At 68.7% G+C, this 17,409-nt stretch carries 17 protein-coding genes; 2 read left to right on the forward strand and 15 right to left on the reverse strand.

What is annotated here, in order from left to right; all coding sequences use genetic code 11:
• Positions 1–52: 52 nt before the first annotated feature.
• From ACFUJY_RS29220 to ACFUJY_RS29230, 3 genes are all read right to left on the reverse strand, one after another.
• A complete protein-coding gene (locus ACFUJY_RS29220) occupies positions 53–1,120 on the reverse strand; it encodes a hypothetical protein (protein WP_383305205.1) in 1,068 nt (355 codons plus the stop codon).
• On the reverse strand, positions 1,121–6,190 hold the full coding sequence (locus ACFUJY_RS29225; protein ID WP_383305207.1) for a hypothetical protein: 5,070 nt from the start codon (positions 6,188–6,190) through the stop codon (positions 1,121–1,123).
• Between the two features lie 282 nt (positions 6,191–6,472).
• The gene (locus ACFUJY_RS29230; protein ID WP_383305209.1) at positions 6,473–7,000 is read right to left on the reverse strand and encodes a hypothetical protein; all 528 of its coding nucleotides are present in this window, start codon (positions 6,998–7,000) and stop codon (positions 6,473–6,475) included.
• A gap of 273 nt (positions 7,001–7,273) precedes the next feature.
• Here ACFUJY_RS29230 and ACFUJY_RS29235 point away from each other — a divergent pair, with 273 nt between their 5' ends.
• Together ACFUJY_RS29235 and ACFUJY_RS29240 are read left to right on the forward strand one after the other, a co-directional pair.
• The gene (locus tag ACFUJY_RS29235; RefSeq protein ID WP_383305211.1) at positions 7,274–8,716 is read left to right on the forward strand and encodes a ParB/RepB/Spo0J family partition protein; all 1,443 of its coding nucleotides are present in this window, start codon (positions 7,274–7,276) and stop codon (positions 8,714–8,716) included.
• A gap of 35 nt (positions 8,717–8,751) precedes the next feature.
• Positions 8,752–9,684, forward strand: coding sequence for a ParA family protein (locus ACFUJY_RS29240; protein ID WP_383305213.1), 933 nt, complete (start codon positions 8,752–8,754; stop codon positions 9,682–9,684).
• A gap of 83 nt (positions 9,685–9,767) precedes the next feature.
• Here ACFUJY_RS29240 and ACFUJY_RS29245 read toward each other — a convergent pair whose 3' ends face one another.
• From ACFUJY_RS29245 to ACFUJY_RS29300, 12 genes are all read right to left on the reverse strand, one after another.
• Positions 9,768–10,358, reverse strand: coding sequence for a hypothetical protein (locus ACFUJY_RS29245; RefSeq protein ID WP_383305214.1), 591 nt, complete (start codon positions 10,356–10,358; stop codon positions 9,768–9,770).
• A 102-nt stretch (positions 10,359–10,460) separates the two neighbouring features.
• Positions 10,461–10,799 carry a hypothetical protein gene (locus ACFUJY_RS29250; protein ID WP_383305216.1) on the reverse strand — a complete coding sequence of 113 codons (339 nt, stop codon included), beginning with the start codon at positions 10,797–10,799 and terminating at the stop codon, positions 10,461–10,463.
• Entirely contained in the window at positions 10,796–11,239 is a 444-nt protein-coding gene (locus ACFUJY_RS29255; RefSeq protein WP_383305218.1) for a hypothetical protein, read from the reverse strand. The genes ACFUJY_RS29250 and ACFUJY_RS29255 overlap by 4 nt, the downstream gene beginning before the upstream one ends.
• A gap of 2 nt (positions 11,240–11,241) precedes the next feature.
• Positions 11,242–11,496, reverse strand: a complete 255-nt coding sequence (locus ACFUJY_RS29260; RefSeq protein ID WP_383305220.1) for a hypothetical protein — start codon at positions 11,494–11,496, stop codon at positions 11,242–11,244.
• A gap of 97 nt (positions 11,497–11,593) precedes the next feature.
• A complete protein-coding gene (locus ACFUJY_RS29265; RefSeq protein WP_383305222.1) occupies positions 11,594–12,124 on the reverse strand; it encodes a hypothetical protein in 531 nt (176 codons plus the stop codon).
• A complete protein-coding gene (locus ACFUJY_RS29270) occupies positions 12,124–12,453 on the reverse strand; it encodes a hypothetical protein (protein WP_383305224.1) in 330 nt (109 codons plus the stop codon). Before ACFUJY_RS29270 ends, ACFUJY_RS29265 begins: the two co-directional genes overlap by 1 nt.
• 7 nt (positions 12,454–12,460) lie before the next feature.
• Positions 12,461–13,333, reverse strand: a complete 873-nt coding sequence (locus ACFUJY_RS29275) for a hypothetical protein (protein ID WP_383305226.1) — start codon at positions 13,331–13,333, stop codon at positions 12,461–12,463.
• 12 nt (positions 13,334–13,345) lie between these two features.
• Positions 13,346–13,846 carry a hypothetical protein gene (locus ACFUJY_RS29280; RefSeq protein ID WP_383305227.1) on the reverse strand — a complete coding sequence of 167 codons (501 nt, stop codon included), beginning with the start codon at positions 13,844–13,846 and terminating at the stop codon, positions 13,346–13,348.
• 68 nt (positions 13,847–13,914) lie between these two features.
• On the reverse strand, positions 13,915–14,397 hold the full coding sequence (locus tag ACFUJY_RS29285; RefSeq protein WP_383305229.1) for an IPT/TIG domain-containing protein: 483 nt from the start codon (positions 14,395–14,397) through the stop codon (positions 13,915–13,917).
• Positions 14,398–14,462: 65 nt separating this feature from the next.
• Entirely contained in the window at positions 14,463–15,710 is a 1,248-nt protein-coding gene (locus ACFUJY_RS29290; RefSeq protein WP_383305231.1) for a hypothetical protein, read from the reverse strand.
• Positions 15,707–15,976, reverse strand: a complete 270-nt coding sequence (locus ACFUJY_RS29295) for a hypothetical protein (RefSeq protein WP_383305233.1) — start codon at positions 15,974–15,976, stop codon at positions 15,707–15,709. The genes ACFUJY_RS29290 and ACFUJY_RS29295 overlap by 4 nt, the downstream gene beginning before the upstream one ends.
• A 77-nt stretch (positions 15,977–16,053) precedes the next feature.
• Positions 16,054–17,364, reverse strand: coding sequence for a phage major capsid protein (locus ACFUJY_RS29300; protein WP_383305235.1), 1,311 nt, complete (start codon positions 17,362–17,364; stop codon positions 16,054–16,056).
• Positions 17,365–17,409 lie beyond the last annotated feature (45 nt).

Consider the following 17,409-nt stretch of genomic DNA (forward strand, 5'->3'; position numbering starts at 1 on the left):
GATCCGCGGAGACTGAACCGGCCGGACAGCTAACGTCGCCCCCTGCCCGCGGTCACCACCAGGTGTGGGCGTTGCGCCACTTGAACTCGATGCGGGGGCCGGTGCCCTCCGGGTAGGTGGTGCCGGTGCGGCTGTAAGCCAGCTCCATGTCCCACCGGCCGGGCGGTACCGCCATCGCGGCCAGGCGCGGCGAGGCCCGGGTCAGCGCCGTTCCCACTGCCGACCGCGCTCCCGACGCCGCGGTCTTGGTGACGTTGCGGTACCAGGGACTGGCATCGATCGTGACGTGCTCTCCGACCTTGAGCGTCAGCGACAGCTGTACCGCCCACAAGCCGTGCACGGTCACCTTCGGGTTCCGGCACGGGCCGTGCATCACGATGACGGGATGGGTCGCCAGCCGGCCGCCCACCGCGATCTGGACCTTCTTCCGCGTGTGGGAGGCCACCCACTGCGCGTACTCGCCAGCGCGGCCCGGACGCCACGCACTGCGCGGCACCGAGTAGTCCCACAGCCCGGCAATCTGCCGCTCCTCGTCGTAGAACCGGTCATCCACGGCCACGAAGTCGGCGACGACCGGGATGTACCCCTGGGAAGCGAACCGGGAGTGGGCAACCGCGAACTTGCGAGGCCGGCCGAACAGGCGCCGCGTGCGCCCACCAGTCCGGTGCGACAGCCACGCCGGTTCACCGGGCCGGTCCCGCAGCGAGTCCGCCCGCCACACCTGGCGCAGCATGTTCACCCCGTCCTGCGCCCACGTCTCGCGGGTGCCCTCGGCGCGCAGCATGCCCAGAACCACAGGCTCGTTGTTTTCCTCGGGCCACCCGCCGATGTACTCGCCGGAGGTCAGCCACCGGTCGCCGCGCGGCCACTTCCGGTCCACGGGGTAGTCCACCGCGTCCACGCCGAGCTCGAACGACACCGTCGCCGAGCGCTGGTAGTCGCGCCCCAGCCGGACCCCGTCCTCACCCGGCAGCGGCGCGTCCCCCACGTCCGGGTCGCTGAAAGCAATCTCCGGCTCGGTCAGAGCGTAGATCCCTGACCGCTCCCGCCCGAAGGTCAGAGCCGCGCCGGGCAGGCCGTCGTAGCTCCCGTACCCCAGGTACCAGTCGCCGTCTCTCATCTACTTCCCTCCCAGCTTCAGGCGCCGCAGCTCAAACATGGCGTCTTGCAGCGCCTCGCTGGTGTCGCGTACGGCCGCAATGTTCAGGTTCAGGTCGCCCCCGACGAGAGCGCTGTTCCCCGGGGGAACAGCCGACGTGGCTCTTGTTGTCCCCGAAGTTGTGGCGGCGCGGTTGAGCGCAACCGCGTTCTGGCGCTGACCGGTGAGGCCGCCGCTGGCGTACCAGGCAACCGCCCCACCGAAGCGGCGCACGATTTCCTCGACTATCGCCTTGGAGCGGGCCCTCTTGGACACCCCTAGGGGTACGTACCCCTCGCCTCCGGTCTCTCGCTCCGCCCATACCCTGTAGCTGCCGGCCGGGGCGATCTGCGCGACGTGGTTCTCGCGGCGGAGACCGCCCCGGGCGAACGCCTGGATCTTGCCGATGGCCTTGGTGATGCCGCCGTTGGCGAAGTAGTCGACAACGCCCCCGTTGGCCTGCGCCTGGATCTTGTCGGGGACCCCGTTGGCATCGACGTCCCAGGCTGTCGGTTTGAGGTAGACGCCTACGCCGACCTGGCGGCCGACGATGTTGTTGATCGCGCCTTGGATGGCGCTCGCGTTCTTCTTCGCCGTCCCCGTAGGGACAGTGACTTCGACCTTCTTCCCCGGCAGCTCACGGATCTTGAAGCCGAGGTCCTTCAACGCTTCCTGCGCGGTACTCGTCGGCGCTTCGATCGTGAGTTTCCGGCCCTTCAGGGTGGCCAACTTGTCCTTCACGCTGTCCAGCTGATCGATAGCCGTCCGAACGATCGCGGTCGTCGTAATCGTCTTGGAGTCTGGTGCGTTGGCGATGTCGGTCACGAGGGCCTGGATGTTCTCGCGCGCCTCATTGGTCGGTGCCTGGATCTTCACGCTCTTCGACTTCGGGATCTTGGTGATCTTGTAGCCGAGACCTTCCAGGGCGTTCTGCGCCTCGGCGGTCGGCGCCTGAATCTCAAGGCTCGTGCCCTTCTTCAGGTTGGCCAGGCGAACCGAGAGCCCGATCAGTTCCGCATTGATCTCGGTGACGCCCCTGGTCTTCAGGAGCATGGACACGGTCTCGGGCATCAGCCCCATTTGTGAGGCGAGTCCTTCAGCCTCCTCCTTCGTCAGGCCGAGATCGCGGCCGTAGCGCACCGCGGCGTCACGGGCCTTGGTCATCTCGGCTTGGCCAGTTTTCAGTCCCTCGGTGAGCGGCTTGCCGTTCGCCTCTGCCATGTCGAGTGCTGCCACCGCGGCATCGACCGCAGAGTCCCGCAGGTCCTTCAGTGCGCTGTTGTACGCCTGGCCCGTCTTCGTGGTCGTCTTGATGGTGCCGTCTGCCTGGATGAGCGTCTTGGCGGCATGAGACAACTTCTTCTTGTTCGCGTCGATCGAGTCATTCACAGAGAGAATGGCTTGGTTAACTGCCGTCTGGGCGTCGTGGAAGCTGGTCGTGTTGCCGGTGAGCGCGTCCAGGGCTCTTTTGAGGGCGTCGACCCGGGTGTCCGCGGTCCCCGTCGATTTCGACAGACCCTCGACAGCTGCCTGCAAGCGGCTGTAGGCGTCCGTGCCGGAGTCGCCCGCACTCTTCTGCGCGTCCGCGAGTTCCTTGTTCTTCTTCTGGGTCGCCTCAAGTTCCCCGTTTACCTCTGTGAGGGCCTTCTGGGCACGGTCGGCGGCCAGGCCCGTGTCGTTGAGGACGATGGCGCCGCTGGACCGGTGGATCATCCAGTTCGCATCGATCGTGTCCTGCAACGTCGTGTTGAGGTCCTTGAGCGAGCCGCCCTGGTTCAGGTAGGCGTCGGTGACCTGCCCCAGGGTGATGTTCGCCTTCCCCAGGACGTCCATGAGCTTGCCCTTGCCGTCCGCCAGCTCCATGTCCTGGAGCATCTGGGCGGCCTGCGCCCGGACGTTTGCGTCGATGATTCCGTTCGAATCGCGCAGGGCCTGCGACAGTGAGTCGATGCGCTCCTTGTGGGCCTGGGCCGCCCGGGCGCTTTTCTCCTGCTGTGTGGCCAGGAACCCGAGCCCGATCACCGCGCCGGTGATGGCTGCCCCCCACGGGCCACCGAGCGCCCCGAGGAGGCCGCCGGCGGATCGGCGCAGCACTCCCATGGATGCACTGGCTCCAGCCAGGGCCCGGGGTATCCGGCCGGCGTCGGCTGCGGCTCCGCGGTAGGCGAGGCCCATGCGTTGCCACATGCTGATCTGTGGGCCCATGCCGCGGTTGGCGACGCTGGATGCTGCGCCCAGGTTTCGGATGTTGCTGAGCAAGCCGCCGAGCATGGTGGTTACGCCGCGTACGACTCGCAGCGCCAGGAGGGTGCCGAGCATGATGCCCAGGGCTTTCCCGAGGCCCGGCGTCACGGCCATCAGCCGGTTGAAGAGGTCCAGCAGCCCGTTGAAGGACGCCAGCAGGAACCCGAGGCCGGTACCGGCCGCCGACAGGTGGGCAATGGCGGTGGCAATGTTCGAGATCAGGGCAACCACGGTCGGGCCCATGTTCCGGCCGAGGGTGTCCAGGAAGCGGCCGATCCCGGGCATGAGCTCGACCCGGATCTGCCGTACCAGGTCGGTGATGCCGCTGTCCCGGGACATCTTCCCGAGCCCGCGCATGAGATCACCGACGAGCCGGTTCAGCTCGTGGAAGGTGGAAGCGGAGTCGTTGAAGTACCGCTTCATCGAGAACGTGCCCTTGTCGCTGTTCGCCCACCGGGCGAACCGGGTCATCGTCCCCTCGAAGCTGTCGAGCAGCAGATTGCCAGTGTCCTGTGCGGCGCGGCCAACGCCGGCCAGACCCTTGCCGAGCGAGCCTGTGGCCCGGCCGAGCTGCGCGGCCTTGTCGCCCGCGTGGTCCAAGAATTTCGCTAGCGAGCCCGTTTCCCGTCCGGCCTGCGCGGAGGCGCGCAGCCAGCGGGTGAACCGTTCCGTCGCAGCTCCGACGCGCTCTACGAACGGACCCGACGCCACCAGGAAATGCCCGGTCGCTCCGGCCAGGTTCGCGGTGCTGTTGCTGAGCTGGCCGATGACCGTGCTGGCCGTCCCGGCAACCTGCTTGAAGCCCTTCGCGAAGACACCGCTGCGCATCGCCCGAGCACCCCGGGCCACGAGGTTCCCGAGCTGGCCGGCCGCGTCATTCATCGCGGAGGAGAACTTCGGCAGGAACGTTTCTGCCGTCGGCTTGATCTGCCCCTTGATCTTCGAGAAGAAGGACTCCTGAGCGCCGCTGCGGACCTTCTTCCACGCCCCCTGAAGGCCCAGGAGCTCCTTCGCTGACGCGCGGGCAGACGGCGTCAGCTCCTTCAGGGCGGCGTTGAGTTCACGCTGCTCGCTCTTCGTGAGCTTCGTGCCGGCAGCGGCCTTTTTCTGCGCCTCGGCCATCGCTGAGAGCGCCGTCCCGAAGCCCTTGAACGCCAGAACACCGGCGATTGCGGCCGTGCCAGCAGCCACGATCAGGCCCGGGATGGCCTCCAGTACACCGACCGCTGGGGCAGCGGCGGAAACGAGGGCAGTGAGCCCGAAGGCGTACTGCGTCAGCGCGCCGAGAATGGGCTGGATCGCGGGGATGAGGGCGGCGAGCAGCAGGCCGCGCATCCTGCGCCTGTTTGGCATGCCCAGTCGGACAGGGACGTTCAGCGGGATACGGTCCGCTTCTCCCTGCCCAATGCGCAGCAGGCGACGGACGGCAGTACGGAATCGGCCCGGTCCCTCTGTGGTGTCCGGGCTGATCCGGATGCGGAGGGCCGCCCGGCCCGCACGCCGGACGATGGTGCTGACTCCGCGCGTCAGGGTCTTGGCCGCGTCCGTTGCCGGCCGGACAGCGACTCGTACCGCGGCCCGCGTATCGCGGGTCGCGTCTCCGATGATTCGCCGCATGTCCCGGGTCAGGCCCCGTACGGCGGTGCGTACCGGTTCGGTGGCCACCCGTACGCGCGCGATCAGCGGGGCGGTGATGCTGCCCGCGCTGCGGACGCTGCGCGCGACTCCGGCCAGGGCGCTGCGGGTGGAGCTCACTGCCAGACGGACGCCGATGACGACTCGGTCGCGCTGGGTTCGGGCCAGGGATTGCAGGTCGCGGCCGAAGTCCCGGACTGCGGACACGGACATGTCCACACCGGCCCGGACTTGGACCCGTATCCGCCGCAGCGGTCCCCCGAGGAGCGTTTCTATCCAGCCCTCACCGCCGGTGCGGCCGCCGAGGGCGAGCGCCAGGGCGTCGGACATCTCTTCGCCGAGACGGCGGAGGTTGCGGCCGATGTCCTTCCAGTCCGGCCGCCACAGCGCAGCGATGCGGACGCGGGCCGCGACGTCGCGGCTGTGGACGCCGACGAAGTGCCGCAGCTCCTGGCCGAAGGACCGGACGGCGTCCATGCCGCTGGCGACCCGCACCCGCACCGTCGTGGCCAGTGAGCGGACACGGGTGCCCTGGCTGCCGAGCATCGTCCAGAAGGACCGGTTGAACGCAGAGCTCGTCTCACGGCCGGCTGTCGCGGTGATCCGTCCGAGTTCCCGCACGAGTCGGCTGAGCGCGCCCCTGGTTGGGGTCATCGCGTCGCCCCATACCGTGCGCAGCTGTCGGCGCGCGACGCGGACGACCCGGCCGACCTGGTTGCGCAGTGTGCCTTCCGCCGTTCGCGGAATCCGTACGGGCACCTGGACGGTGGTGTCAGGATCGCGCGCGGCACGGGTCACCAGCCGCCGCAGGGACCCGCGTATGCGGCGCAGCAGCCCGCCCTGGCGGCCGCGGTCATCCGGGTCACCGACGCGAACCGGAAGGTTCACGGCGACATCGTCGGCCGCGGCCTGGGTGAGGCTGCTGATCTCCTCCCGCAGCCGGGTCTTCTCCTCGGCGACCTTGATGCGGACCTTAGCCTCGACGCCCTTGGACGCCTTCTTGACGGCCTTCTCCAGGCGCTTGCGCAGGCCCTTGTCGTCTACCTTGACCTTGACCTTGACGGCCAGGCCCTCGGCCGCTGCCTCGACCTTGGTGCGCAGGGCCGCGGCGAAGCCGTCGAGGGCGGCGACGACGGTGACCTCAAGGCGGCCTGCCTGCAACCCTTCAGGCATGGGGGCGCACCATTCCTCTCCGGGCAGCGGCCGCGAGCATCTTGCGGTGCCCGTTCATGGGGGCGGGCTGCTGCGCCGGCGTGCTGTTCCCCTGGGGAACACCCGAGTCGGACGGCGTCGGGTAGGGCCGCTCGATGGTTCGGGGGTCCTTGCGGCGCTGGTCGGCGACGAGCAGCGAGACTTCCTCGATGAGCTGCGCGAGGAGTTCGGTGTGTACCGTCCAGCCGCCGATGGGGCCGGAGGCGACGCGGGACTCTTCGGGCAGCCCGTCTATGTACGAGATCAGCCGTCGGAGTCCGATGAATCCGGGCTGTCCTGGGCGGAGCCAGACACCTCGGGCGTCGAGTCCGTGGTGGAAGCGGGAGAGGTCGGACTCGACGTCGCGGAAGCGTTCGCGGAGGAGGTGCCCGACCCGAAGAGCTTTCCCAGGTCCACCCCGTACACCTTGGCGAGGGCCTTGGTGAGGCGTACGTAGTCCCCGATGGAAGGCCGGATGGCGGTGAAGCTCTCGTACGCCTCGGCACCGAGCAGGCTCTTGTAGATGTCCTTCACCGCGGCGTAGAAGCGGGAGGGGAGCTGCGGCCGGCGGAAGATCAGGGTCACGACCTCGTCGGTCGTGGTGTCGCCCTCCGCGTTGAAGATGTCCCGCATGACGCCCATGAGGTCCAGCTCGTCGGAGAAGAGCGGATCGAGGCAGTCGGCCGGGACCTCCGCCGGGAAGATGAACTGCTCACCGCGCAGCTTCACGGGGATGCCGTGCGGGTACTGCACCTCGCGGCGCTCGGCGTCGAGGTCAATCGCGTAACTCATGGGGGTAGTCCTCCCGGGTGGGTGTCGAAGCCCGGGAAAGGTAGGAGGCCCTTGTAGCTAGCGTCTCGGGCACGTTGCGCCGCACACGGTGGGAGCAGGCGCAAACGATGTCGCGGATGCCAGCGCCGTCGGCGGAAGGTGTTCCCCCGGGGAACAGCGACCGCGTGCCGGGGAATAGCGACCGCGTGTTCCCCGGCATCTGGGCGCAGACCCCCGGGGTCTGCCGGATAGCCTCTATCGCGTTCACATCATCACGGCATCGCAAGGAGCACCGTGCCTCTGTCAGTAGACAAACCGAATAAGAGTGCAGCAAAGCCACCGAAGTCGGCTGGCGGCACGCCGAAATCCGAGCTGTACAAGCGCGTTCACCAAGACGGGGATGTGATCGAGGTCCCCGTCGAGGACATCGACGCCAATCCGTTCAACGACCGCGAGATGATCGGTCTTGAGGAACTCGCGGAGTCGATCCGTCAGGACGGTCTGCTCAGCCCGGTTACTCTCCTCCGCCGGACAGCGTTTGCGGAGGCCCATCCGGACGCGACGGAAGGGCTGACGAAGGAATGGGTCTTGGGCCCCGGGGAGCATCGTTGGCGAGCGTCGATGCTCGCGGAGGAGCGAACCATTCGCGGCATCGTCCGCGACGATCTGGCGCCAAAGATCCGGGGCATTCTCCTGCTGGAGAACACATACCGCACCGATCCCACCCCCCTGGAGAAGGCCCGGCAGCTTAATGACGCCATGGAGAAGGACGGCCTTTCGATCCGTGAGGCCGCCAGAATCCTCAAGATGGGCCCGACCAGCGTTCACAAGCTGACCGAGTTGTTGAAGCTGCCTTCCGACGCAGCCGAAGCCGTGCACCGGGGCACTCTGCTTCCCACGCATGCCCGGAAGCTGCTGAAGCTGGAAGATCCGCAGTCGGTAAGCCGGGCCTATCAGCTCATGGAGCAGCGGGGGGTTAAGGCAGAGGAGGCGGTCCGCCTGGTCCTCGCCGGAGCGGTCACTGCGAACGAAGAGGCCGAGGACGAGACCGCCCCCACAGGGGAGATCGCCCCTTCGGACTCGACCGAGTTGGAGCCTGCGGGTGGAGTAGTGCCGGCGCAGACCCGGGTCGAGACTACCGACGAACAGGCGTCACCAGATACGCCGGAAAACGAGAGCCAGCCAGAGGGTGAGGCCGACGAGAAGACCGAGGCGCCTGCTCCACCCAAGCTACCGACCGTTCGGAAGTCCTCGAAGGTGACGGCCACCGCCGATCCCTATGCGGCCCAGAGGGACGCAGCGTCGGCGGATCGGGATGCCGCCTGCTGGTCTCTCCTACAGCGTGACGACTATGCAACATCCGAGCAGGTCGCCGGAACCATGGCGCGGGCCCTGCTGGTGCCCTTCAAGCAGGAGGCTGCACGGGCGAAGGCACATGTGTGGTTGCGGAAGGCCAACAAGCTCGGTTTCGACGTGAGCAACGCGGACGCGTACCACCAGGCGGTACTCTCCTCGCGCGATCCAGAGTTGATTGCGCGGGTCACGTTCGCCACCGCACTTGCTGCGAGCGAGATTCGTGCGGCTGACCGTCGGCGTCGTACCTGGGACCAACACGACGCCGCACATGTGCAGCTGCTCATCGAGAGCACCGGCTACGTCCCCGAGACGGACTGGGAAGTCCGAGAGCTGACTCGGCACAACGTATCCGTTCCCAAGAAGCAGCCCACCGAGGGCTAACACCCTCTTGTCCTTCCGACTCCCCGGAGTACACCGTGAGTACAGCGAAAACCACACTCGTCACCCATCGAGACCTTCGGCCGCGCGGGCGTCTTCACCCGCTCATTCTGGCGATGGTCCTCGCCGCAGGTGGGACGGCGAAAACCAGCACGACCACCATCCTCGGAACGGTCCTTGCCCTACGCGGGTACATCGTCCGCATCTTCGACCTGGACCCCCAGTGCAACACCTCCGAGATCCTGGGCCGCCGCGAAGAGCACAAGGAGCCAGGTCAGAAGACCGTATGGGACCTCATTCAGGGCCTGTGCACTCTTGAAGAGGCCACGGTTTCAGCCCGCTACCGAACGGGCTACGACGAGAACAACAACCCGCTCTTCAAGGAGATCCCCAACCTGTACGTGGTGCACGGCGACAGCCAGCTCACGGACACAGACACCCTCCTGGCGAACAAGCCGAACAAATTCAGCTGGTTCTACAACCTGACGGGGCAGTACACCAAGGGCACCTTGGAAGCTCACGAACGCGAGGTCTGGCTGCTGGACCTGCCCGCGAACTACGGCAAGCTCACGCTCAGCCTGCTGTTCGGCATGACCGAAGACGATGAGGTGATCCCGCCCTTGCTGGTCACTGGGAAGGAGTCAGGGGCGCTCGAAAAGCTGCTGAAGGAGCTGCTTCGCATGCAGAGGGAGTTCTCCGGCGACATGGCGCCCGCAGCTCCGACGGTGAAGAACATCCTGCTGTGCGCAACTCCCACGTCGAGCCACAACGCGCAGGAGTACCACGAAACCGTTGAGGAGGTCGAGCGCGACTACCCGGGCATGGTTCTGCCGCACGTCCGGCACAGCGGTTTTACCGCGAAGCAGTACCGACGTCAGGTAACCCCGCCGATCTCGGACCCCAAGTCGGCGCCGACGCTGGACTATGAGAAGGTCGCGGACGCGCTCGGCTTCCCCGACCTGGAGCCGTAACCCCCGTACGACCAAGGCCCGTGCCGATCGTGGAAGTCCGCATCTCCCACGCCCGGACGGGCCTTGTCGTGTACCCGGCCAGGTTACGCGGCGTCGGCGAAGGCCGGGTCATTGGTGATCAGGTACCAGGCGTCCGAGTCGTCGCCGCCCTGGACGGCCAGGCGCAGCGGCAGTACCGCTTCCTTCGCCTTCTGGAGGTCGGTCTGAACGCCTTCCATCTGCATGGCGCGCGGGATGATGTACCGGTAGACCTTGGCGCCGTCGGTGACCTCGATCATGGCGGCGACTTCGGTGCGGCCGCCGATGCGCGGCGGTGCGAACTTGTAGTGCTTCCCGCCTGTCCCCCCTTCGGGGGTGATCTCCGAGATGGTGCCGCCACCGAACACCGCCTTGAAGTTCTTGGCGTTCCACTGCTGGAGATCGACCTCGATCGTTGCCGAGTCCGAGGTCTGGAAGGTGCGCGAAGGGAAGTCGGTCTGGGCGCTCTTGACCGTCTCGAACTGCGGCTCCTCGTTGAACTTCAGCGAGTCCTCGGTGGTCAGGCCGACCGAGTACCAGCCCGCCGCCGGCGGCGCCGTGGCGTCGGCGGGCGCCTCGGTGCCGACGACGGCGAGCCATACTCGGGTCCGGGCAGGGACAACGATCTGCGTCGCATTGGTGATTTCGCCAGCCATGGCTATGGGTCTCCTCGTAACCGGGGGAAAGGGCCGGGCCACGATGGGGAAGGCGGCTGGCTACCGTCCCGGGCTCGGAAGCGTGGCGGGCTTGTCCGCGGTCTAGCGTTCGAGGTAACGCCTGGTAGGGAACGGCGCAGGGCACGGGGGCACGTATGAGGCGGTCAGCGCCTCCGCGAATGCTGCGGCGATCCGTTCACGCCGGGCATGGTCCTCGATGACGCGCGCGGTCGAATCGCACGGCCAGTACAGGGACGACAGGGTGAAGGTCGCCTCGCCGCTGGTGGAGAGGAGCGGGGTGTCCGGGCCGGCCGCTGCCGCTTCGAAGGTCATGTCCTCTGCGAAGCCCAGGAGCGTCCACGCACCGGCTTCGTCCGGAGCGGTCCCGGCGGGGGCGATCCACACGGTGCCTTCGGTGACGGGTGTGCTGGTGTGAGTCATGAGGATTCCGGGTTCGGGTGTTGGGTGACGAGCAGGCCCATGAGCCACCGGGGCTGGCCTGTCTCAAGGGGGGATTCGAGGAGAACGCCAGAGGGGCGAACTCCGCTGATGACGGGCTGGCCGGGCACCGGCGGCGCACCGGGGAGCTCGGCCGCGGCGACGGCGCACAGTTTCAGGAGCCTGCTCAGGGCTGCCGGGCCGGGCCAGCCGCCCGGGTCGCCGAACAGCTCCAACGTCACCTCAGGTTCGGTGCGCCAGGTCAGGGTGCCGAGATCACCGCCCGGGCCGGCGGCGACCCGAAGGTGGGGCCACGGCGCTTCCCGCGTGCCGGAGACGTGTCCGGGCCCGCCGAGCGCTGCGGTGACCTTCGGGTGCTCGGCGAGCCAGGTGAGTACGGCCGCGACCTCGTCGGCGTCGGCGAGGGCGTAGGCGTCGTTCATGGTCAGGCGCGTCCGCGGGCGATGTAGCCGTTGCCCCGGAGCTGGCGGGCGTAGTCGGGCGAGACGTGCGCCTTCTGCCCCGGGCGGAAGTCGCGGCCGCCGATGCGCAGGTGGTGGGCGAAGGTGATCTCCTCGGGGGTCTCTCCGTGCTGGAGCGGCGGGCCGATGACCGTCTTGGTCTCGGCGGTGATCGTGGCCGGCACGGAGGCGGTGGTGGTGTCGTCGGTGGTGGTGGAGGGCTTTCGGGTGTTCGTCATGAGGCGGAAGAGTGCAGGAGCGGACGGCTTGTGTCGCCCGCTCGCGTGCGTGACCGCTGCGCCGTGGCCGGGCAGTAGCTGTTCCCCCGGGGAACAGCTACCGGCGCGCGGCAACGGCCGCAGCAGCCCGTTTCATGTAGAAGGCGCCCTTGGCTTCCAGGTTGCCGGGGTAGACGGTTCCGATCTCAGCGGGGACCACCCATTCCCCTTCCGCTACGACCTTCACGGTGACGGTGGAACCGGCGACGACGGGCGGGAGCGTGCGGATGTTGCGGGAGATGCCGTCCGAGATGCTCTGGGCGTGGCAGCGGCAGTTCTTGATGTTGGCGACGGCCCGGGACGAGGAGTCCCGGGGCTCCTTCATGTAGGTGGTGGGGCCAAGGCCGCGGTGCTGCATGTCCCATCGCATCGACTTGATCTTGAAGCGCAGGTTCGCGGGCACCTCCTGGCCGTGGGCCTTGGCGTGCGTGGGACGGACCTTGTCGTCAGCGACGGTGATCCACTTCTTCGTGGGTGGTGCGAAGACCTTGGCCTGCCGCTCGACCCGGCGCGCGATCTCGTGGACCTGCGGAGCGATGAGCTGGGCGAGTTTCTGTTCAAGGCCCGGCTCGACGTGGAACTTCGCCATCAGGGCACCTCGGGCGGGTTCAGGGTGGCGACGACCGCGATGTAGTCGGCTGCGCCGTGCCCAGGGATGTTCTTGAGGAGCGCGGTCACCACGGTCCAGGTGAGCTCTCCGTCGCCCAGGACGTCGCCGGCCTTCAACGGCCACTCCTCTGGGGCGACTCGCAGGGTCCACGAGCCGTCTGCCTGCTCGTTGGCGGCGCCCGGCCGGGGTTCGCCGGGCGTCGGCCGGGCGCCTGGCGGAGGCGGAACGGGGACGCCGCGTGCGTCCCGGCCCCACGGGTGAGCCAGGACGTACGAGGTCAGTTGCCGGTTGGGCAGGAGAACAGCCACGGCCGGCTCACCACCTGCTGTAGCGGCGGCCGCGGCCGTACGGCCATGGGGCTGCCGGGGTTACGGGGATGGGCCGGTATACCCGCTTGCGGTACCCGGCCAGGGAGGCGAGCGTGGGCAGGGCCCCAGCCTGCCCTTCGAGGGGGGCGGCGTCATAGCTGACCGACTGGCCCTCGGCCGACAGGGACGTCACCCGGCGGCCGGCACCATCGCCTCCGGCCGTGCCGGGATCGTTGCGGATGCTCTCGGCGGCGTGCGCGATGACATACCTGACGATGGGCTCTTCCCGGGCGGCGTTCAAGCCGGTGAGGAGCTGCACATCGTACGAGCCGTCCGGGTTCTCGCTGTAGGAGACGACGGTGACGCTGTCGTCCACATCGTGCAGCGGCCACGCTCGCGCGTCGTACAGGTCCCACCCGTAGACGGGGTGCACGCCCGCGAGGGTCCTGGGCTGCGGCAAGAGGGGCTGCATCAGGTAGCCGGCGACGTCGCTCTGGGCGTCGGCGATGGCGTCGCGGAAAGTCTCGCGCTGCTGGGCGCTGAGCGGCAGCGGCACCTTCAGCTTGTCGGCGATCTGCTCGGCAGACGCGAGCAGGCCGGTCCCGACCGGGAAGTCGACCCTCACCGTCCGGTCGGACACCGGTCCGCGGCCCTCGCCCGGGGTGAAGGTGACGATGCACCAGTACCGTCCGTCAGGCAGATCGGCCAGAGCGAAGCGGTAAGCCGCATCGCGCAGTCGTACGGCCGGCCCAGCGGTGGCCGCCGGTGTGCCGCTGCGTTCCGGGCTGTCGTACAGGTCGATCCGTGAGACCTCCCCACCGTTTGCGGCCGGGTCGATCACTGCGCCGCCGTAGACGGGCGTGTAGTCGTACACCGTCACCTGTTGGTCCTCCTACTCTGCGGTCGGGGCGAGCTGCGAACGGAGGCGTGCGACGACCCGCTCCATCTGGCCGCGCTTCAGGTCGGCCCCGATCGGCACGAGCAGCCGCGTGGCGGGGGTGTTGTAGGTGCCCATCCCGAAGTGCTCGATGAGGCGCGCCGTGCAGCGGAAGGTGTTGCCGTGCGGCGGCTGCACCTGCACGAATACGGCGTCGGGGTCGGGCGGGGCCTGGCCGGTGGCCGCGTCCACGATCAGGCCGGTGATCTGCGCGGGCAGGAGCTGCCGCGCCGTGGTGAGCTGGTCGGGCTCCGGAGCCGGTTCCGGCTCGGCCGGGGGCTCCAGCGGCGCGACGTCGGGCGTCTTGGTCTCCGCGAGCTCGGGCGTCTTGGTCTCGGTCTGGGTGGCCGCCGTCTTGTTCTCGGGGGCTTCGGTCGGCTCAGTCGTCTCAGCCGGCCCGGGAGTCGTCTCCTCGATGTCGGCCGTGGTGGTCTTGCGGGTGCGGGGCGGGGTCACAGGGTCCTCCTGCCGTGTTGGTGTACGGGAAGGAGGACCCTGGACCGTGCGCGCCGCTACCGTCTCGGTCAGGCGTACGTGAAGGCGTTGTTCTTCGTCACGTTGCCCGCCTCATCGCCGACGACGATGCTGACGGCGCCCGCCGTGCCGGCCGGAGTGGTGGCCTGGATGCGTCCGGCCGACAGCACCTTGAGGTCCGTGGCCGCGGTGGCCCCGAACTTGACGCTGGCGACGCCGTCCAGGTTGGTTCCGGTGATGGTGACGACCGTGCCGCCGGCGGCCGGGCCGGTCGCCGGGCTGACGGAGGCGACCGTTGCCGGGGGGAACAGTGCGTCGATCTGCGACTGGCGCAGAATCGCCCCGGCCTTGAACAGCAGGGTCTTGATCGACCCCTCGGGCACGCTGTCGCGGGTGTCGCTCGGCCGGCTGCCCTCGTCGAAGTGGCGGGTGGCGTACACGTCGGCGGTGACCCGCTTCAGCGGGTCGGGTGCGTCGGTGGCGGGGAAGGCGGCCTTCGTGATGCGGGCGCCTGCGGCGTTGTAGAGGCCCATGGGATTCCCTTCAGATCGAGTACGAGGGGGTGCAGCGTGCCGCAGGCGGAGGGCTTGAGTCGCGGTCACAGAATGCGAAGGTCGTCCCAGCCGTCGGCGGTGACGGAGAAGACCAGCAGGCCGGGCTGGGACACCTCGCCGGAGCGCATCGCGTACCAGTCCGAGCCGTTGTCCAGGGTGGGGGCCTGTACCCACAGGCGGCCGGCGCCGACTGCCTGCGCACGGAAGTGGTGGAAGTGCCCGGAGACGAGGATCTTGGCGTCGCCAACGGGCTGGCGGCCGAACGCCTGACCGCGCCACCAGTCGGCGGCCTTCTCCGGGCGGGCGTACTGGTGGCCGTGGTTCAGGCCGACGATCGTCCCGGCCATGTCGAGGCTGACGGAGTCACGCCAGGGCTCCGGGGTCACAAACGAGACGTGCCCGTATGCGTCCGGGTTCTTGGCGTAGGCGTCGGCGATCTGGCTCATGACCTCGATGCCCCAGTCGTCCTCGGGCGGGCCGACAGGGTCCTTGCCGCGCCGTACTCGGGCGTGGTTCGAGCCGCAGGTGGCGGCGACGACACGGGGGAAGCTGGTGGCGAGGCGGTCCAGGCCCTCGAACGTCAGCCGCCGGTGCACGCGCACCATCTGGGTCAGCGTCAGGTCGTTGGTGAACGCCTGGCTGGTGACGTTCTCGAAGCCCTCGATGCAGTCTCCGGCGTCCAGCCAGTACGCCGAGTCCGGGGCCCGGCCGACCTTGGCCAGGTCTCGCAGGTGGTCTTCCAGGCGGTCGAACCGCTCGGCGACACGGGCCACCAGTTCCTTCGTCCCGCCATCCCTGCCCACCTTTCCGACCTGGGGGTCCGCGTACACCACGGCGAGCGCACGGGCGCTGCTTGCTGCGGGGCTGCGCGGCTTGCGGCGGCGGCGCATCACGTCCCGGATCAGGGCGTTGAGGTCTTCGGCGGACGCCCAGCCGGGCATGGACGGCTCGATGAGGTAGCGGCAGCGCCAAACGGGCCGGGTGACGGCATCCTCGCCCTGGGCGTCACGGTGCCAGGCAGCGGGGTCGTGGCGGGCTTCGACCAGGCGCACGCGGAAGCCGTTGGGGACGACCAGCCCCAGTTCTTCCACGCGGGCCCGCCACCCGTTCTCGTCTTGGGGCGGGGAGTCCGCGGCCGGCGCGGTGACGAGCATGCTGCCACCGGGCTCGTACCGCACACCCGGCTCCCACCCTCTCGGGGCCGAAATGGTGGGCCGGGTGGTCTCGGGTGGTGTGCTCTGCTCGGCGGCGGCCGGCGCGAGCAGCGCGTCAAGGTCGGTTCCCAGGCTCATCGGGGACACCTGCACCCGTTGGAGGCGTCTCGGCGGCGGTGCCGGGCGACGGCCGGGGCCTGGATGCGGTGTCCGGCCTCGGTGAGGGTGTCCGCGATCCGCGTAGAGGACACGGACGGGGTGTCGAGCACGGTCTGGACCTTGGCGGCCGTCGCTGCGTCCAGCGTGTCGAGGATCGCGCCGACGGTGCACCGCGGGCCCTTTGGTCGGTCGGGCTCGTCCAGGAGCCGGGTGAGGGCCGTGCCCAGCCCTTCCGTGTCTTCCACGGCAGTCCTCGCTCTCTGCAAAGGGGGGCGGGGCCGGACCGTACGGCCCGGCCCCGCGTAAGGTTTCCGCGGCTGGGTCAGCCGCCGGACGGGGTGGTCCAGGAGCCGACCACGAACGACTCGGGGCGGCTGACCTCCAGGGCCAGGCGCTCATCGGCGCGGAACGTGAGGGCGCCGCGCTCGAAGTTGTCCGAGTTCTCCGAGGAGACGGTGACCGAGACGTTCTCCCGGTCGTAGAGCTGGGCACCCATTCCGAAGCTGCCGAGCAGGTAGTTTTCGTCCGGCATGGCCGTGGTCTCCACGACATTCAGGCGCCAGACGCGCTTCTGCGCACCGACGGCGACCTGGAGGGCGACGCGGAAGGCGCCGGTGTCGTCGGTCTCGACCTCCACCTCCTCCCACATCGTCGGGCTGATGACGATGCCGGTCGGCTCGTACTCGGCGAGCAGGGACCGGGTCATGGCCCGGCGCATCTGGATCGAGAACTTGTCCTTGGCCAGGCCCTCGTAGGTCTGCACGCCGGGGGTGTTGAACAGGCCGGTGATGGACGTGCCGTCGGTGCCGGAGGAGTGGAGCAGGTCGTAGTCCTCGGCGAACTTGATGCCCTCCACGAGGCGCGAGTTGATGAACTGCTTCAGCCGCGGCTCGTCGGCGAGGATGTTCTTGTGTCCGTCGAGCATGTGGGCGATCTCGGCGATGGGGAAGTTGATCGGCTCCAGCTTCAGCTTCGAGCGCGGGGCCCTGCCGAACACGTCGCTGTCGAGTCCGGTGGGCGCGGACACGCCGTCGGCGGCCCGGCGCTCCGGGACCTGCGCGGCGTTGTTGACCCACCCGGTCTCGCGGATGCCGATGAGGACGGCGCTCTTCGTCTTGGCCTTGGGGAACAGGTCCCTGATGTGCCACTTCCGGCGCTGGGCGTCGGTGATGCCGAGGTCCTGGGCGGAGCCGAGGGCCTGCACGGTGTGGGTGCCGGCCGACAGGCTGAAGATGGACTTGCCCTCGATCTCGGCCCGAATGTACGGGCGTTCCTTGAAGGAGGTCTCCGCGGCGCGCCGGTAGGCGTCGGACTCCACGAAGTAGTCGCCGAGGCTCTTGACCTCCGGGCCGGCGGTAGCGGCGCTGCCGTAGTACTGGCCGGCCGCGGGGGTGCCCTCGGGGGCGTCGAGGTAACTGGTCAGGGTGTCGGCGCCCTGCGCGGCGTCGAGGAGGCCCTTGATCTCCTGCGCGTCCTTGACGGTCTTGACGTAGGCGTTGCGCTGCTCGGTGGAGACGACGAAGGCGCCGTTCTCCTCCTTGAAGGTGCCCGCGATGCGCTCGGCCTCTGCCGACTTCTCGGCGAGCTGTCCCTTGAGGGACCGGATGAGGCTCTTGTCGGTGGCGGTAGCCATGGGGGTTGCACTCTCCTGTGCTGGATGGGCGATGGCGTGCGTCGC

Source organism: Streptomyces sp. NPDC057249, from assembly GCF_042669245.1.
Classification (GTDB): domain Bacteria; phylum Actinomycetota; class Actinomycetes; order Streptomycetales; family Streptomycetaceae; genus Streptomyces.

What these genes read in the sequence shown, in the direction of transcription:
- ACFUJY_RS29250 (WP_383305216.1), bottom strand. Translation starts at nt 10,799, where the DNA reads ATGACTCACACCAGCACACCCGTCACCGAAGGCACCGTGTGGATCGCC.
- ACFUJY_RS29265 (WP_383305222.1), bottom strand. Translation starts at nt 12,124, where the DNA reads ATGGCGAAGTTCCACGTCGAGCCGGGCCTTGAACAGAAACTCGCCCAG.
- ACFUJY_RS29300 (WP_383305235.1), bottom strand. Translation starts at nt 17,364, where the DNA reads ATGGCTACCGCCACCGACAAGAGCCTCATCCGGTCCCTCAAGGGACAG.
- ACFUJY_RS29290 (WP_383305231.1), bottom strand. Translation starts at nt 15,710, where the DNA reads ATGAGCCTGGGAACCGACCTTGACGCGCTGCTCGCGCCGGCCGCCGCC.
- ACFUJY_RS29220 (WP_383305205.1), bottom strand. Translation starts at nt 1,120, where the DNA reads ATGAGAGACGGCGACTGGTACCTGGGGTACGGGAGCTACGACGGCCTG.
- ACFUJY_RS29285 (WP_383305229.1), bottom strand. Translation starts at nt 14,397, where the DNA reads ATGGGCCTCTACAACGCCGCAGGCGCCCGCATCACGAAGGCCGCCTTC.
- ACFUJY_RS29230 (WP_383305209.1), bottom strand. Translation starts at nt 7,000, where the DNA reads ATGAGTTACGCGATTGACCTCGACGCCGAGCGCCGCGAGGTGCAGTAC.
- ACFUJY_RS29255 (WP_383305218.1), bottom strand. Translation starts at nt 11,239, where the DNA reads ATGAACGACGCCTACGCCCTCGCCGACGCCGACGAGGTCGCGGCCGTA.
- ACFUJY_RS29260 (WP_383305220.1), bottom strand. Translation starts at nt 11,496, where the DNA reads ATGACGAACACCCGAAAGCCCTCCACCACCACCGACGACACCACCACC.
- ACFUJY_RS29245 (WP_383305214.1), bottom strand. Translation starts at nt 10,358, where the DNA reads ATGGCTGGCGAAATCACCAATGCGACGCAGATCGTTGTCCCTGCCCGG.
- ACFUJY_RS29225 (WP_383305207.1), bottom strand. Translation starts at nt 6,190, where the DNA reads ATGCCTGAAGGGTTGCAGGCAGGCCGCCTTGAGGTCACCGTCGTCGCC.